This window comes from Anaerorhabdus sp., assembly GCF_036641015.1.
Taxonomy (GTDB): Bacteria; Bacillota_I; Bacilli_A; order Erysipelotrichales; family Erysipelotrichaceae; genus Anaerorhabdus.
Genome location: NZ_JAVWFO010000039.1, coordinates 1 through 16,277 on the forward strand (window position 1 = coordinate 1; position 16,277 = coordinate 16,277).

At 31.2% G+C, this 16,277-nt stretch carries 17 protein-coding genes; 12 read left to right on the top strand and 5 right to left on the bottom strand.

Going from position 1 to position 16,277, the window contains the following annotated elements; genetic code table 11:
- The 4 genes from RR430_RS06605 to RR430_RS06620 form a co-directional block, all read left to right on the top strand.
- The coding region (locus RR430_RS06605; RefSeq protein ID WP_332508798.1) for a glucose PTS transporter subunit EIIB at positions 1–731 on the top strand (731 nt) is incomplete at its 5' end.
- A gap of 172 nt (positions 732–903) precedes the next feature.
- Positions 904–1,416 carry a GNAT family N-acetyltransferase gene (locus RR430_RS06610; RefSeq protein ID WP_332487309.1) on the top strand — a complete coding sequence of 171 codons (513 nt, stop codon included), beginning with the start codon at positions 904–906 and terminating at the stop codon, positions 1,414–1,416.
- On the top strand, positions 1,406–2,431 hold the full coding sequence (locus RR430_RS06615; protein ID WP_332487310.1) for a M42 family metallopeptidase: 1,026 nt from the start codon (positions 1,406–1,408) through the stop codon (positions 2,429–2,431). Before RR430_RS06610 ends, RR430_RS06615 begins: the two co-directional genes overlap by 11 nt.
- A 6-nt stretch (positions 2,432–2,437) precedes the next feature.
- Positions 2,438–3,355, top strand: coding sequence for an AEC family transporter (locus tag RR430_RS06620; protein WP_332487311.1), 918 nt, complete (start codon positions 2,438–2,440; stop codon positions 3,353–3,355).
- 63 nt (positions 3,356–3,418) lie between these two features.
- On the opposite strand, the gene RR430_RS06625 is transcribed toward RR430_RS06620, so the two are convergent.
- Positions 3,419–4,423 (bottom strand): acyltransferase, encoded by a 1,005-nt coding sequence (locus RR430_RS06625; protein ID WP_332508799.1) that lies wholly within the window; start codon positions 4,421–4,423, stop codon positions 3,419–3,421.
- A 143-nt stretch (positions 4,424–4,566) separates the two neighbouring features.
- On the opposite strand from RR430_RS06625, the gene yaaA reads away from it, so the two are divergent.
- Positions 4,567–5,304 carry a peroxide stress protein YaaA gene (yaaA, locus tag RR430_RS06630; RefSeq protein WP_332487313.1) on the top strand — a complete coding sequence of 246 codons (738 nt, stop codon included), beginning with the start codon at positions 4,567–4,569 and terminating at the stop codon, positions 5,302–5,304.
- A gap of 3 nt (positions 5,305–5,307) precedes the next feature.
- On the opposite strand, the gene RR430_RS06635 is transcribed toward yaaA, so the two are convergent.
- Both RR430_RS06635 and RR430_RS06640 read right to left on the bottom strand, forming a co-directional pair.
- Complete coding sequence (locus RR430_RS06635; protein WP_332487315.1) at positions 5,308–5,874, bottom strand: chromate transporter; 567 nt, start codon at positions 5,872–5,874, stop codon at positions 5,308–5,310.
- Positions 5,871–6,437 carry a chromate transporter gene (locus RR430_RS06640; protein ID WP_332487316.1) on the bottom strand — a complete coding sequence of 189 codons (567 nt, stop codon included), beginning with the start codon at positions 6,435–6,437 and terminating at the stop codon, positions 5,871–5,873. Before RR430_RS06640 ends, RR430_RS06635 begins: the two co-directional genes overlap by 4 nt.
- Before the next feature lie 101 nt (positions 6,438–6,538).
- Between RR430_RS06640 and RR430_RS06645 the strand changes: the two genes are divergently transcribed.
- Both RR430_RS06645 and ilvA read left to right on the top strand, forming a co-directional pair.
- A complete protein-coding gene (locus RR430_RS06645; protein ID WP_332508800.1) occupies positions 6,539–7,432 on the top strand; it encodes a LysR family transcriptional regulator in 894 nt (297 codons plus the stop codon).
- An 80-nt stretch (positions 7,433–7,512) separates the two neighbouring features.
- Positions 7,513–8,733, top strand: a complete 1,221-nt coding sequence (ilvA, locus tag RR430_RS06650) for a threonine ammonia-lyase (protein ID WP_332508801.1) — start codon at positions 7,513–7,515, stop codon at positions 8,731–8,733.
- A 68-nt stretch (positions 8,734–8,801) separates the two neighbouring features.
- On the opposite strand, the gene RR430_RS06655 is transcribed toward ilvA, so the two are convergent.
- Both RR430_RS06655 and RR430_RS06660 read right to left on the bottom strand, forming a co-directional pair.
- Complete coding sequence (locus tag RR430_RS06655; RefSeq protein ID WP_332508802.1) at positions 8,802–9,602, bottom strand: glycerophosphodiester phosphodiesterase family protein; 801 nt, start codon at positions 9,600–9,602, stop codon at positions 8,802–8,804.
- 140 nt (positions 9,603–9,742) lie between these two features.
- Positions 9,743–10,411 carry an HAD family hydrolase gene (locus RR430_RS06660; RefSeq protein ID WP_332508803.1) on the bottom strand — a complete coding sequence of 223 codons (669 nt, stop codon included), beginning with the start codon at positions 10,409–10,411 and terminating at the stop codon, positions 9,743–9,745.
- Positions 10,412–10,585: 174 nt separating this feature from the next.
- On the opposite strand from RR430_RS06660, the gene RR430_RS06665 reads away from it, so the two are divergent.
- The 5 genes from RR430_RS06665 (at position 10,586) to ftsH (ending at position 16,184) form a co-directional block, all read left to right on the top strand.
- Complete coding sequence (locus RR430_RS06665; protein WP_332508804.1) at positions 10,586–11,668, top strand: MraY family glycosyltransferase; 1,083 nt, start codon at positions 10,586–10,588, stop codon at positions 11,666–11,668.
- A gap of 67 nt (positions 11,669–11,735) precedes the next feature.
- Positions 11,736–12,308 (top strand): hypothetical protein, encoded by a 573-nt coding sequence (locus RR430_RS06670; protein ID WP_332487326.1) that lies wholly within the window; start codon positions 11,736–11,738, stop codon positions 12,306–12,308.
- 29 nt (positions 12,309–12,337) lie between these two features.
- Complete coding sequence (gene tilS / locus RR430_RS06675) at positions 12,338–13,561, top strand: tRNA lysidine(34) synthetase TilS (RefSeq protein ID WP_332487328.1); 1,224 nt, start codon at positions 12,338–12,340, stop codon at positions 13,559–13,561.
- 19 nt (positions 13,562–13,580) lie between these two features.
- A complete protein-coding gene (gene hpt, locus RR430_RS06680) occupies positions 13,581–14,117 on the top strand; it encodes a hypoxanthine phosphoribosyltransferase (RefSeq protein WP_332487329.1) in 537 nt (178 codons plus the stop codon).
- Positions 14,118–14,144: 27 nt separating this feature from the next.
- A complete protein-coding gene (gene ftsH, locus RR430_RS06685) occupies positions 14,145–16,184 on the top strand; it encodes an ATP-dependent zinc metalloprotease FtsH (RefSeq protein ID WP_332487331.1) in 2,040 nt (679 codons plus the stop codon).
- The last annotated feature ends 93 nt before the right edge of the window (positions 16,185–16,277 follow it).

Sequence of the window (16,277 nt, forward strand, 5' to 3'; positions counted from 1 at the left end):
GTTTCTTTGCAGGACGTTTCTCTACAATGATGTTTGGTTTACCAGCAGCATGTTTAGCAATGTATCATTGTGTACCTAAGAATAAAAGAAATAAATACAAAGGATTATTCATTGGTGTTGCGTTAACAAGTTTCATTACAGGTATTACAGAACCAATTGAATTTATGTTCCTATTTGTAGCACCTTGGTTATATGTAATTCATGCATTCTTAGATGGTGTATCATTCTTTATTGCAGATATTTTAAATATTTCTATTGGGAATACATTCTCTGGTGGAGTAATTGACTTTACATTATTTGGAGTATTACAAGGTAATGCATTTACAAACTGGATGATTCAAATTCCTTTGGGAATTGCATGGGCATTCTTGTATTATGGTGTTTTCAAATTCTGTATTACAAAGTTTAACATTCCAACACCTGGTCGTAGTGATGATGACATGATTGATGAAAATGAAGAAGTCAAAATTACAACTAAGGATACATTGAAAGAAGAAGCAATTCTTGTAATTGAAGCTTTAGGTGGTGCAGAAAACATTGAAGATGTAGATGCATGTATCACTCGATTAAGAGTATCTGTTAAAGATGTTGAAAAAGTAGATAAAGCTAAACTTAAAAAGATTGGAGCCACAGATGTTTTAGAAGTAAGTGGTGGAGTTCAAGCAATTTATGGAGCTAAAGCAATTCTTTATAAGAATATCATTGTTGATATTCTTGGTATTGATGATTAATTAAAAATAAGTAATATTTACCATCTATTCTCTTTGTTTGGGATAGATGGTTTTTTTGTGCTTTTAAGCACACTAAAAATGTTTGATTCAAAATTAGAAAAAGTTTGAAATCTTCAACCAAGAAACAAAACATGTGGTACTATAGTAGATATGTTATTTATGGAGATTGTGTATGGATATTAGATTAGCTAGTTTAGATGATAGAAATAGGATTATGGAGATTATAGCGCAAGCGCAAGAATATCTTAAAAATGAAGGTATACCACAATGGCAAAATGGTTACCCTAATATGGAGACTGTAGTCAATGATATAAATAGTAACCATAACTATGTATTAGTTGATAATAACAATGTGATTGGCACTTGTATGATATCGTTTGATGAAGATCCATATTATAAAGTAATTGAAGGTAATTGGTTATCAAATAAACCATATGTAGTAATTCATCGTATAGCGATAGATACAACGGTTAAAGGAAAAGGGTTAGCCTCACATTTTTTTAAGTTTTGTGAGTGTCATGCATCTAAAAAAGGTGTAAACTATATAAGAATTGATACACATGAATTGAATACATCAATGCAAAGATGTATTGAAAAGAATGGGTTTCAAAAATGTGGTGTGGTTTATGTAATGGACCACGCGCCAAGAATTGCATATGAAAAGGAGATTTCCAATGAAATTTAACAAAAAATACACGCTTGATTTTGCGGAAAAGATTTTAAAAATTGATAGTCCTTCAGGGTTCACATCTAATGCGATTTCATTTCTACAAAAAGAAGCAAAAAGACTTGGATTTAAAACTAGTGTTACACAAAAGGGTAATCTAATTATTGAAGTAGAAGGCAAAAGTAAAGAAGCTCGTGGAGTATGTGCGCATACAGATACTTTAGGACTTATGGTACGTTCTATTAAAGCGGATGGGAAACTAGCAGTTACTAAAGTTGGTGGACCGATAATGAATACTTTAGATAGTGAGTATTGTCGTATTTATACACGTGATGGAAAAATATATACAGGTACTATTTTAAGTACATCTCCAAGCATACATGTACATAAAGATGCTACTACATTAGCACGCAATGAAGATACAATGGAAATCAGAATTGATGAAGTAGTAAAAACAAAAGAAGATGTAGAAAAACTTGGAATTATGAATGGCGATTTTATTGCGATTGAAACAAAAACAGAAATAACACCAAGTGGATTTATTAAATCAAGATTCTTAGATGATAAATTAAGTGTTGCGATACTATTTAGTGTATTAGAACATATTTCAAAAAATAAGATTAAATTAGCAAAGAAAACTTATTTTATGATTACAGTTTATGAAGAAGTAGGTCATGGTGGTGCGTGGATACCAGAAGATATTAAAGAATTACTAGGTGTTGATATGGGATGTATTGGTACTGATTTAGCTTGCACAGAATATGATGTTTCAATTTGTGCTAAAGACAGTAGTGGACCATATGATTATCAAATGACTAGTAAGTTAATTGATATTGCGAAAAAAGAAAAACTAAACTATGCTGTTGATATTTATCCAATGTATGGAAGTGATGTATCAACTGCATTAAGTTCTTCAAATAATATTAAAGGTGCTTTAATTGGACCAGGTGTTCATGCAAGTCATGGAATGGAAAGAAGTCATATTCAAGCAGTAGAAGCAAGTGTTAAACTGTTGTTTGAATATCTTAAATAGGTAATTATGAATTCATTATTAGGACCTTTATTAATTCAAATCGTTAAAATGTTTTTGTTGATGTTTGTAGGTTATTATCTATATAAGCAAAAAGTATTTAATGATGAAACTGTTAAACAAGTAGGTAACTTTTTATTGCGATATGTAATTCCAAGTGTGCTTGTAACATCATTTATTAGAGAATTTAATATGGAAGAATTCAAGTTACTTGGTATGGCTTTTGCATTAAGTATACTAGTAATTGGAATTGGAATCATTGTCGCAAATATTTTATTTAAAGGTGATAAAATCATCGAACGATTTGCATCAATATTTACAAACTCTTCATTTGTTGGTATACCAATTATCATTGCGATGTTTGGTCAGGATGCGGTATTTTACCTTAGTGCATATGTAGCTGTATTTATCATATTAGTTTGGACGTATGGTATATATATGATGACTTCTGATAAAAAGGAAGTATCATTTAAAAAGGTAATTACAAATCCAAATACAATTGCTGTTATTGTGGGGTTGATATTGTATTGTACTCCAATAACATTGCCTACAATAATCGAAGATGTGTTTAGAAGTATTGGATCAATGAACACACCATTAAGCATGATTGTATTAGGCACATATTTAGCAAAAGATTCAATACTAAAACTATTTGTTAATAAGAAATGTTATTTAGTAGCGCTAACTAGACTAATAATCATACCGTTATTAACAATATTATTTTTAAAATTTATTCCAAATGAATACATGACATTAAAATTAATTATACTAGTTGCGAATAGTGTTCCATGTGCAAATACACTTGCAATATTCGCTCAGATGTTTAATCGTGATTATACTACTAGTGCTCATATTATTTCGTTTACAACATTATTAAGTATAGTTTCAATTCCATTAGTAGTAGTTGTAGCGCAAATGTTTTGGTAAATATATTATAAAAGGTCAGTCTACCTAGATGTTATTGGGTAAACTGACCTTTTGATTAATGTTTTATTGTAGTAAAGGAATCTTATGTTTAATTAAGTAAGATACTAAAAGTGTAGGTATTAATACAGAGAATAATCTAAATACGCCACTATCAAATAAGTATCCGTATTGTGTACCTAGTAAAATTGGAATTAACTCTAAGAAGATACCGTGGCTAAAATAAATAATAACACTATACTCGCGAAGTGCTGCATAATCTAATTTAAGAGTAACATTTGTTTTCAACAAAGTCACAAACCAACAATAACTAAATGGTACTACCATGATATAGAAATTATAATCAATTGCCCATCCAAGGGATTTAATTGAGAATGCTTCTACGCATAAAGCAATAAAGAATACTAATGATAGAAGTGAAATGTGAGAATATTTTACTTTGGATGCTAAATCATATTTGGCAACTGCCATACCTAATGAAACAAATAAGATACCAAAGAATAAACCATTACGAGTTGTAAAGAAAATCATTAGATAAATGTTTAAAGCATCTAAGAAAGTACCGTTTGGAATTAAACCATAATATGTTTCCAAGCAACCGAAACAGAATAATATAAATCCCACTATTACTAAAGACTTCATTGAAAACTTTCTTAAATAGTAATAACAGAATACAATTGCGAATATGAGTGCAGCCATATACCATAAATGAAAGTAAGTACCAAAGTTAACTAAAGCTAAAAAAGATCCAGCTGCCCACAACACAGGTGTCATTTCCATAAATCCATTAAGAAGATGAATACCTAGAGGAATATATAAAACACTCCAAACGATATATAAGCGTAATAATTTAAATGTATACTTCTTAAATCTTTCTTTACTTGGATTACCTTTTTGGAAAAAGTATCCAGCAGCTAGAAAAAAGAAGGGTATTACAACTCTACCTACAATATTACTAGTAATAAATCCAAATGTAGGGACACTTGTATAGAATGGATAAGTATGAACGATAATGACTAGAAATGCAGATATAAATTTCATTATGTCAATTGCGTTATAGTTTTTTTTCATGTGATTACCTCAAAACGATTTTTATTTAGTAAATAATAATCGCCATAATTATAACATATAAAAGTAGGTATACCAATTATGGCAAAAATGATAATAGGGTTTATAAATGATTTGTATATGGTAAACTATTTTTGGTGATAAAAATGAAAATTATAATTTCTCCTGCTAAAAAGATGGTAGATACAAGTGATTCATTTGTAGCTAATACTAAACCAATTTTTATCAAGGAAGCAAAAGTATTATTAAACAGTTTAAAATCAAAAACAAGAATGGAACTAAAAGAGTTATTAAAATGTAATGACCAGTTAGTTCATTTGAACTATGAGCGATATCAAAATAATAAACTAGAACAAGCTAATATGATGGCATTAACAACTTACTCAGGATTACAATATCAAGAGATGGCTCCACATGTATTCTCTGATAATGCATGGGAATATGTTAATGAGCATTTGGTAATTTTGAGTGGCTTATACGGGCTACTTAAACCTACAGATGCAGTTGTACAATATCGTTTAGAAATGCAAACAAAATTGGTGATAAAAAATTATAACAATCTATATGAATTTTGGTCAGATAAAATTGCAAAAGAATTATTGAAAGATAATGATGTAATTATTAATTTAGCTTCAAAAGAATATAGTGATGTTATCGAACCGCATTGTAAAGAAAGAATGATTACAATTATATTTGGTGAACTAGTTAATAATAAAATAAAAGTAAAAGGCACCTTAGCAAAAATGGCTAGAGGTGGCCTAGTGCGTTACATGGCAGAGAAAAACATAAAAACTTTAGATGGAATAAAAAAGTTCAATGATTATGGATTTATTTACAATGATATGTATTCCAATGAAAGAGAAATCGTGTTTACAAGAAAGTAATTTTTATATTCCAGTAGTCATGAAGTATAATCCTACTTTGGCAACACCACATAAAATCATAACTAAGATAGGGTTTGCTTTGAATTTACTTAAGGCAAGGTATGCGATAAGAAAGAAGATTACCATATCAATTTTAATAGTGCCAATTTGAATTGCACTTGTTCCCCAAAATGCTGTGGTAATAATTGTTATTCCAGCGGTTGCAATCATTGCGACAACTGCAGGTCTAAGTGTTTTAAGAACGTTTTGAATCCAAGCGACATTCTTGTATTTTAGATATAAGAAGGCAAGAATCATAACGATAATACATGAAGGCAGTATGCTTCCTAGGGTTGCGACTATTGCGCCTAAGACACCACCAACTTGTAATCCAACAAAGGTAGCGGAATTAATAGCGATAGGGCCTGGTGTCATTTGCGATATTGTGATTAGGTTTGTAAACTCACCTAAGGTTAACCATTTGTGTATGGTAACTACTTGTTCCTGGATAAGTGGTAAAGCAGCATATCCGCCGCCAAAACTAAATAATCCAATTTGCAGAAAACTGATGAATAATTGTAAGTAGATCATGCTTCTTGCCCCTTTCTACCAATAAACATACGTAGTACTCCAATACCGATACATGTTAATACTACCCATGCAACATTGACACCAAAGACAAAAGTAACAACAAATGCGACAATCATTACAATGTTGTTGAGCATGCTTTTTTCTTTTACGATTCCAACACCCATATTAATAACAACAGCTGCAATAACAGCGGCTACACCAGATTGCATGCCTTCTAACATTAGCGAAACAATTAGGTTTGATTGGAATGCTTCATAAAAGTAAGATACAACTGAGATAATAAGAAATGGTGGTAATACGGTACCTAAGATAGCGATGAATGCCCCTAAGATACCATCTAACTTGTAACCAATTACGATCGCTCCATTAACCGCAATAGCGCCAGGGGATGATTGGGCAATAGCGACTAAATCTAACATTTCCTTTTCATCGATCCAATGTAATTCATCAACAAATTTTTGTTTTAATAGTGTTATGATTACATATCCACCCCCAAAAGTGAAAGCACTCATATAAAGGGTAGATATAAACAATTTAAGTCTTATTTTTGCTTTATTTTCCATTTTTATTTCTCCTACTTACACAGTCTACACCAAAGTGTAGTATAATTAAAATAATATTAATATATCAAATACATAATGAATGAGTTATGTATAGGAGGGGTATGACACTAAGACATTTAAGAATATTTGTAACAGTATTTCAAAAGGGAAGTATTACCAAGGCGGCAGAAGCTTTGCATCTTGCTCAACCAGCGGTAAGTTTAGCGATAAAAGAACTTGAAAACTATTATGGAATTTGTTTATTTGATCGCTTAACTAGAAAGATATATCCAACTGAGGCAGCTAGAAAACTATTTGATTATGCTATGCCTATATTAGTTATGTTTGATGAAATGGAAGAAAATATAGTCAATTGGGAAGCACTTGGAGCATTACGAATTGGGACTACGATAACAATAGGAAATTTTATATTGCCACAAGTAATAAAACTACTTAAAAAGAAGTATCCAAAGACAAAAGTACAAGTGACAATCAATAATAGTGAAACAATAGAAAAACTATTGGGTGACAATGAAGTTGATATTGCCTTATTAGAAGGTAGAAATCATCATAAGAATAAAGTTACTGAAATACCATTTTTTACTGATGAACTGTGTTTGATAGTCAGTAAAGAGAATCCACTATCAAAACGTAAATCAATTCAATTAAAAGAACTAGAAAAAGCGGACTTATTATTTAGAGAAAATGGTAGTGCAGAGCGACAATTAATAACAAGTCTATTTACTGCTAATAATTTAGTTGTTAACCCAATATGGGAAAGTGTAAGCACCAAGGCGTTAGTAAGAGCAGTTAAAAAAGATTTGGGAGTATCAATATTACCTTATTTAATGATTAAGGACGATTTAAAAGAAAAGGATGTAGTGCGAGTTAAAATCGATGATGTTAACTTAGTGCGTAATTTCATGGTTATCTATAACCAAAACAAATATTTAACTGAAACTGCACAAGCATTTATTGAATTGTGCAAAGACTGGACTAATATAAAAGACTTATAATAAGAAATGAAATTGATGTGAAAACTATTCAATTTGGATGTAAAGTGGAGTAAAATAAGAAAAGAATTTGAGGTAATCATATGAAAATAGAAATGATTCAAGAAGCAAAAGAAGTATTAGAGGGAGTAATAAACAAAACTCCTATTATTGATGCGTCACTAATTCATAACAATTTATGGGTTAAAGCAGAGAACTTACAAAAAACAGGAGCATTCAAATTACGTGGAGCGTATTATAAATTAAGTAAACTGACAAAAGAAGAAAGAAGTTGTGGAGTTGTTGCGGCAAGTGCTGGTAACCATGCACAAGGGGTTGCATATGCATGTCGTGATATGGGCATTAAGGGAACAATTGTAATGCCTGCAACTGCACCATTATCTAAGATAGAAGCAACTCGTAGTTATGGTGTAAATGTAGAACTTGTTGGCGATACATTCAATGATGCATATGAATATGCAAAAGAATTAGTATGTAGAACTGGTGCAGTATTCATTGAACCATTTGATGATGATGAAGTAATGGCAGGACAAGGAACAATTGGTTTAGAAATCCTAGAAAAAATGCCAGATGTTGAAACTGTACTTGTACCAATTGGTGGGGGAGGACTAGCCTCAGGTATCGCATTTGCGATTAAATCACTTAAACCATCTGTTAAGGTTATTGGAGTACAAGCAAAGCATGCGCCTAGTATGAAAGTATCAATCGCAGAAAATAAAATAACAGAAGCTGAAGTAAATACAATGGCAGATGGTATTGCGGTTAAAAAACCTGGTACCAAAACATTTGAAATATGTAGAGACTATCTTGATGATGTTGTATTAGTAGGTGATAAAGAAATATCAGCGACTATATTAATGTTGCTTGAAAAAATGAAGTTATTAGCAGAAGGTGCTGGAGCAACAGCAGTAGCGGCTGCAGTATTCCATAAATATCCAATTGATCAAAAGAAAACAGTTGCAGTGCTATCTGGTGGCAATATTGATGTAAACTACTTGGCACAAATTATTGATTTAGGTTTAGTTAAAACTGGCAGAAGATTCTCAGTTTGCTTCCATTTAACAGATAAACCAGGAAATTTAAAACGTGTTATTGATACATTGTCAGAAGTTGGTGCAAATATAATTACAATTGAACATGATCGTTTATCAAATGAAGTATTAAAACATCAATGTTCGGTATCAATTGTAATTGAAACAATGAATCAACAACATAAAGAGAGTCTTATTGAAAGACTTGTTAAAGATGGATATGAAGTAGAGATAAGTAAAGGTGAATTAATCGCTACTGATATTGATGAATAGTATTAAAATTTAGTGAAAATAAAAAATATGTTTCTATATTATGTAGAAGCATATTTTTTTTATAATTACTATTTTGTTGGTTCAAAATGTTCGATTACAGCTATATCGAAAAAGTCTTTATATGCATCGAATTCTTGTTGACTTGCAATTGCCCAACCAGCGATTTTTCTCTTTAATAATTTATTAAGTCGGACTGACCAATTGATTTCATTGTATTCATAACTAATAACATCTGGTTTTGCTAGAAAATTGAGAAACATATTTTGTAATAAAAAACCCTTAAACTTAGAAAAATTATCGTTTTTGAAATTCTGTGAAATAACACCTCTTAGAATTAATGGATCCAATTTTTTTAAATAAATTATTGCGATAACATTGAAGGAACATACATAATAATCACCAGGATATTTTTTCATAAGTTCAACAGTCTTGTCCACAAGTTCTTTGAAGTTCATACTAAAATCTTTAATTTCAATATAGATAGGAACTCGTCCATTATTAAGTTTTAGGACATCCTCGAAAAGAGGTATTTTATCATTTGTCTCAAGAAGATAAAAGTGACTTAAATCTTCAAATGAAGTTTCTTTTACTACTAGATGAGAATGACACATTCTTTCTAACGTATCATCGTGAAAAACAACTACTTGTTTATCTTGTGTTAACTGTACATCTAGTTCAATGCCATATCCCTTATTGATACATTTTTCAAAGGATCTCATACTATTCTCTGCGATTTCATGGTTATCATAGAAACCACGGTGGTAGTAAATACCTTTTAAAAAAGGAATAGATTTAGCTCGTTTTGTTGTACCTAAGACACTGTATATAATAAATAAAGTAATTAAAATACCAATACTAAGAACGATCATTTAGCTTTGCACTCTCCAATCTTATATTATATAAAAAATGATAAAACTTTATCATAGGTAACGCAAGTACAAGTCCTTGTTAAAAACAGTGGGATGGCAAACGTAAAATATTTACTAAAAAAGGGTATTAAACCCTTATATTAGTTATTTAATAAAAACGTAAATATATCTTTGAAATTATTTGAATGATAAATAATTTCAGGTATAGATTTAAACTCATCACGATATTCTTTTTGATGTAATAAAATGATATTTTTGAATCCTGCTTCAATTGCACTAGTGACACCGCTTAATGAGTCTTCAAATATTAAACAAGATTCCTTTTCGCTGTTCAGTATAGCTAATGCATCGTTAAACATATCTACTTTGTTGATGTATTTGCCATTGTCATAAATAATATCTTCAAGTTTTAGCCAATTGTTTAAATTAAAAGTAGTGTAGAAAAATTCAATGTTTTCAATAATAGATGCACTTGCAATTGTAAAGGGGATATTCTTACTATTTAAAATATTAAAAAGTTTTTCTGCACCATCAACTAGTTTGATATTAGGGGTATTTGTAATGATATTACGATAAAGTTCTTCTTTATATTTAGATAACTGTTCTTTTTCACTTAGTGTATATTTATTTGGTGCTAATTTCTCAATAGCTTCTACATTCGGTAAACCATGAATAAAGTTATTCATTTCGTTTTCTGTTAGTTCTAGTTGTAGTCGCTCTTTGACAAGTTGTTTCCATGCTTGATGATGAAAATCACTATCAAATAATAGTGTTCCATTAAAATCAAAGATTACGCTTTTATATTCCATAGAGTACCTCTATATCTAAATTACATAAAGTAAAAGAAAAATGCAATTAAATTCTTTAGTCTTGTAGACTCAATCGTATATAATATAGATGAACACAAAAAGTAATAATAAAGGATAGTCTACTAAAAGGGTTGCGTGGTATAATATCCAAAGAGTCGAAAGAGAGGTGTACAAATGAATCTTGTAATAGGTGCTTTTCCTTATTTTGTACTGCCTTTAATTTTGTCCCTTGTTTTAGTTCCAATTGCTAAAAAAGTAGGTATTGGATTAGGGATTTATGCAGAAGAGAATCAACGAACAGTTCACCATGGGAAAATGGTTCGTATGGGTGGACTTGCGATATATGTAGCATTTATGGTAGGTATGGCTATATTTGTTAAAGCAGATGATACATTAAATGGTATTTTGCTTGGAGGTATGGTGGTTTTCTTTGGAGGACTATTAGACGATATCTTTGATTTAAAACCAATTATTAAGTTAGCTTTTCAGATAGTAGCAGCATTAATTGCGATATTTATGGGTCAAGTGTACTTATCGAGTATTAATTTACCATTTGGTATTACAATAAATAGCGTATTTATTTCAGGTTTTATTTCATTTGTTTGGATAGTAGGAATTACTAATGCAATTAACTTAATGGATGGATTAGATGGATTATCTAGCGGTATTTCATTAATTGTAACGTGTACTATAGGAATCTTAGGATTCTTTATGGGAAGACGTGATATTTGTATTATGTCACTTATCTTGGCAGGGGCAATCTTAGGCTTCCTTAAATATAACTTTCATCCAGCAAGTATTTTTATGGGGGACTGTGGTGCATTATTCCTAGGGTATATGATTGCGACGATTTCTTTATTAGGGTTTAAAACAACCGCATTCATTACCTTAGGATTTCCTATACTTATTTTGTTTATTCCAATTTCCGACACTATTATTGCAATCATTCGTCGTAAATTAAAAGGACAAAAGATATCTGAAGCAGATCGAAGTCATTTACACCATGTCTTAATGTATAAATTAGATTTAGGACATCGTAATGCAGTATTAATTCTATATTTAATGACAATGTTATTTGGGATGAGTTCAATAGTTACGTATTTTGATAAGACAGTGGGTATTGTTATGGTCATTGTCCTATTATTCATATCAGAGATATTTATTGAAAAGACAGGGATGATTAATCCAAAGTTCCATCCATTATTGGGATTGTGGAGAAGAATTAGAGGGAAAACTAAAGAAGAAGATAAACACTAATGAAAATTGGTGTTTTTTTTTAGGAATTTAGGATTTCCTTGCGTATCAATAAGTAAGGAGATCTACTATGAATAAACAGCGTATTGAACAAGTTTTGAAAGGAGAAGATGAAATAATAATTCCGTATCAAGCAAAATGGAATAATTTTGTAAGAGCGAGAGAAGAGGTAATTAAATGTGTAGATGAGCAGCATTGTGATTCCTATTTAGTAAGTGATGCAAATTGGTTATTAAGAAGTCAATATACATCCTGTGAACAGTTAGGTATTGATATTAGACCGGGAGATATTTGTTACATTGATTATGGGCAAGCATATTTAAACGAAATTGGATTCCAACATTTTGGGTTAGTGTTATCAATTTATCAAAAGAAGGCATTTGTGATACCGATGACTTCTAATGAATTACAATATAAGACAGCCTATGATTTAATTGATAATCCTAGTGGTAAAAGACATTTAATGCGGTTAGGTTGTTTACCAGGAATGAATAAACCATCTGTATTATTCCTAAATGATTGTAAATATATTAATACAGCACGAATTATAGATGTAAAAGCACACCTTGAAATTAGTTCGCCTTGTTATCAAAAGATAAAGAAACGCATTATAAAGTGCATATCTAGTAGCGAAAGTATGTAAAAGAAAAATAATTATGATAAACTTATACTATGTTTAATAACTTAGTTAATAAAAAGTGGATAGTTGCTGTTTCTGGAGGGCCTGATTCTATGGCTCTTTTAGACATGTGTGTTAAAGCGAAAATAGAAGTTGTGGTAGCTCATGTGAATTATCATAAACGTGATACTGCTGATCGTGATGAAAACTGCGTAAAAGTTTATTGTAATAAGCACAATGTAAAAGTTAGAGTGATTCATCCTGTACAAAAAAGAAAACAAAACTTTCAAGCTTGGGCAAGGGATGTTCGCTATGACTTTTTTAAAGAATGTGTTAGAGATGAGGATGCTGCAGGTCTACTTGTTGGGCATCATCAAGATGATTTAATTGAAACATATTTGTTTCAACAAAAGCGAAAATCCATTCCTAGTACATATGGTATTGCAAGTGTAGTTGAATTTGAGGGGATGACAATTGTTAGACCTTTATTAAATATGAGTAAACAAGAGTGTGCAAATTATTGTCTGGGAAATGATGTACCATTTCAGATTGATGAATCTAATTTAAAGAGTGATTATACCCGTAATAAAATAAGACACGAAATTGTTGAAAAAATGAGTCGCGAAGAAAAAATTAAAATATTAAATGAAATCAATAATCTTAATATTAATAAAGAAAAAGAAGAGGAAGAGATTAATAAATTACTTCAAAGTGACAAATTAAATTATAGAGAAATAATAAATGATACAACAAGAGAACTTCGTATTAATTTATTAAGGGAATATTTTAAGAAAAATAAACAAGTAGAATATACAAATTCAAGAGATTATTTTGAACAGCTAGAGCATGTGCTTAGCACAAAATTGAATTATGAATTAGAATTAAAGCATGGAATACTCCTGCTTTCTAACCAAATTTGTGAAATTGTGGGAAAAGAGGACAAAAGCTATTCCTATGTACTACAATCATTAAGTAGCTTACAAACACCTTATTTTACTGTGCTTGCCACAGGAACTAAAGGAGTGAATGCCGTAACAGTTAGTGAAGATGATTTTCCGCTAACAATTAGAAGTATTAAAGATGGAGATGCAATAAATCTTCGCTTTGGAACAAAGAAGATAAATAGGTGGTTTATAGATAGAAAAATACCGCTCAAAGATAGAAAAGAGTGGCCAGTTGTACTAAATTGTAAAAATGAAGTCATTTTAGTGCCTGGAATTGGGTGTAATGTGGAACATTACTCTATAAAACCTAACTTATTTGTGATAAAATACTGAATAACACGGAGGAAGAAATATGCATCAATTGATTAAAAAAGTATTAGTAACAGAGGAACAAATTATTGGACGTTCGAGAGAACTAGGGCAAAAAATTACTGAAGATTACAAGGGACAAGAACCACCTCTTCTTGTAGCGCTTCTAAAAGGATCAGTACCATTTCTTGCAGAGTTAGTAAAACACATAGAATTGGATATTGAATTTGATTTCATGGATGTTTCAAGTTACGAAGGTACAGAGTCAATTGGCGATATAAAAATACTTAAAGATTTAGACCGTTCTATTAAAGGTTTAGATATTATTCTTGTAGAGGATATTGTAGATACAGGAAGAACATTAAAAACAGTAACACAAATGCTAATAAATAAAGGTGCACATTCTGTAAAGATTGTTACCTTATTAGATAAACCTGATCGTCGAGTAGTTGAAATAAATGCTGACTACGTTGGGTTTGAAATAGAAAATGAATTTGTGGTTGGATTTGGATTAGACTTCAATCAAAAATTCCGTAATTTACCTTATGTTGGGGTATTGAAAGATGAATGTTATCAATAAATTAAAAGTGAGGAGTGTGTTTAATTAATGAAGAATAACAACCGGTTTTTAAATTATTTACCATACTTGGTTGTTGCTATCGCGATGTTTAGTTTATTTAATTTAGGTGGGGCTTCGGGTTCTACACAAAAATTAACTTATAATGAGTTAATTAATGTGTTAGAAACGCAAGATGTATCTAAAGCAGATGTAAGCATCGGGTACAATGTTATCCATGTAAAAGGAATGTATAACGACGGGACGCAAGATGTAATCTTCTCGGCAAATGTTCCTAATACTGAAAATCAATCTGATTTAGTACTTGGTCTATTAAATGAAGGACAAGTTGCTGTATTGGATGCTGAAGAAAGTAATCTATTAGTTGATACGTTAATTTCATTTATTCCATATTTATTGTTAGGTGGACTAGCAATATTTATGTTAACTAAAATGAATGGTGGCGGAAACAACAAAGCATTTGAATTCTCTAAATCACGTGCAAAACTCGAAGGAAATATTCGTGTTCGATTTGCAGATGTTGCAGGCTGTGATGAAGAAAAAGAAGAAATGATTGAAATTATCGATTACCTAAAATCACCAAAGAAATTTGCGAAGATGGGTGCTCGTATACCTAAGGGTATTTTAATGGTTGGGCCTCCAGGTACAGGTAAAACTTTACTTGCTAAAGCTGTTGCTGGGGAAGCAGATGTTCCATTCTATAGTATTTCAGGATCTGATTTTGTTGAAATGTTTGTAGGGGTTGGAGCAAGCCGTGTGCGTGATATGTTTAAAAAGGCGCAACAAACTGCACCTTGTATGATCTTTATCGATGAAATTGATGCGGTAGGTAGACAACGTGGAGCTGGATTTGGTGGCGGACATGATGAACGTGAACAAACACTTAACCAATTACTAGTTGAAATGGATGGTATCGGCGAAAATGCTGGTATTGTTATGATTGCTGCTACAAATAGACCAGATGTACTTGACCCAGCGTTATTACGTCCAGGACGTTTTGATAGACAAATTACAGTTTCTTTACCAGATCGTAAAGGTCGTAAGGAAATTCTTGAAGTACATGCAAGAAATAAACATTTAGGACCAGATATTGATTTAGAAGCATTGGCTAAACGTACACCAGGATTTAGTGGTGCTGACTTAGAAAACGTATTAAATGAAGCAGCTATTCTTTCAGTACGTGAAAATTTAGACTTGATTCATATGTCTCAACTTGATGAAGCAATTGACCGTGTAATGATGGGACCTGCTAAGAAGAGTCGTAAATATGATGAAGCTAGTAAAAAACTTGTTGCTTATCATGAAGCAGGACATGCCATTATTGGATTATTCCTAGATGATGCAACAGTAGTGCAAAAAATAACAATTATTCCACGTGGTCAAGCTGGTGGATATAACTTGATGACTGAAAAAGAAGAAAAGATGATGCGTACTAAGAAAGATTTAATGAGTACAATCACTTCTTATATGGGTGGACGTACTGCTGAAGAAATCTTCTTTGATGATATTTCTGCAGGTGCATCAGGTGATATTGAATCTGCTACTCGTATAGCACGTGATATGGTTACTTTATATGGTATGAGTGATCTTGGACCAATTAAATATGATAGTGGAAGTGGAAATGTCTTCTTAGGAAGAGATTATAACTCACCATCAAATGTATCTGGACAAATCGCTTTTGAAATTGACCAAGAAGTACGTAAGATTATTGATACTTGTCACAAACATGCAAATAAGATTATTTCTGAACATAAAGCTGATTTAATCAAAATTGCTGAAGCTTTACTAGAATACGAAACAATTACTGCTGAGCAAATTGATAGAGTTATTAAAGGTCTACCAATTAATCAAACATCTATAAAGACTGAAGAAGTTAAAACTGATGATGATAAACCAGTTGTAAAGAAAACAACTCGTAAACGTAAGCCAAAGGCAGAACAAGATCAACTTCCTTTGTTAGAACCAGAACCAATACAACCAAAGGATGATGAGAATCCATCATTGGATGAAGTCACTGTGGGTGGGTCTGTTGAAGATGAAGAAATAGAAACAAAGACACCAAAAATATAGAAAGTAGGAGGTTGTAACGAATGTTACAACCTTTATTTATTGACAAGTATATTTGTCAGAGTTATAGTAGATATGACAAGAATACTTGTCAAT

Coding starts and splice junctions, on each gene's coding strand:
- RR430_RS06625 (WP_332508799.1), bottom strand. CDS start 4,423: ATGAAAAAAAACTATAACGCAATTGACATAATGAAATTTATATCTGCA.
- RR430_RS06610 (WP_332487309.1), top strand. CDS start 904: ATGGATATTAGATTAGCTAGTTTAGATGATAGAAATAGGATTATGGAG.
- tilS (WP_332487328.1), top strand. CDS start 12,338: ATGTTTAATAACTTAGTTAATAAAAAGTGGATAGTTGCTGTTTCTGGA.
- RR430_RS06670 (WP_332487326.1), top strand. CDS start 11,736: ATGAATAAACAGCGTATTGAACAAGTTTTGAAAGGAGAAGATGAAATA.
- RR430_RS06620 (WP_332487311.1), top strand. CDS start 2,438: ATGAATTCATTATTAGGACCTTTATTAATTCAAATCGTTAAAATGTTT.
- RR430_RS06615 (WP_332487310.1), top strand. CDS start 1,406: ATGAAATTTAACAAAAAATACACGCTTGATTTTGCGGAAAAGATTTTA.
- RR430_RS06665 (WP_332508804.1), top strand. CDS start 10,586: ATGAATCTTGTAATAGGTGCTTTTCCTTATTTTGTACTGCCTTTAATT.
- RR430_RS06655 (WP_332508802.1), bottom strand. CDS start 9,602: ATGATCGTTCTTAGTATTGGTATTTTAATTACTTTATTTATTATATAC.
- yaaA (WP_332487313.1), top strand. CDS start 4,567: ATGAAAATTATAATTTCTCCTGCTAAAAAGATGGTAGATACAAGTGAT.
- RR430_RS06660 (WP_332508803.1), bottom strand. CDS start 10,411: ATGGAATATAAAAGCGTAATCTTTGATTTTAATGGAACACTATTATTT.
- ilvA (WP_332508801.1), top strand. CDS start 7,513: ATGAAAATAGAAATGATTCAAGAAGCAAAAGAAGTATTAGAGGGAGTA.
- RR430_RS06635 (WP_332487315.1), bottom strand. CDS start 5,874: ATGATCTACTTACAATTATTCATCAGTTTTCTGCAAATTGGATTATTT.
- RR430_RS06640 (WP_332487316.1), bottom strand. CDS start 6,437: ATGGAAAATAAAGCAAAAATAAGACTTAAATTGTTTATATCTACCCTT.
- RR430_RS06645 (WP_332508800.1), top strand. CDS start 6,539: ATGACACTAAGACATTTAAGAATATTTGTAACAGTATTTCAAAAGGGA.
- hpt (WP_332487329.1), top strand. CDS start 13,581: ATGCATCAATTGATTAAAAAAGTATTAGTAACAGAGGAACAAATTATT.
- ftsH (WP_332487331.1), top strand. CDS start 14,145: ATGAAGAATAACAACCGGTTTTTAAATTATTTACCATACTTGGTTGTT.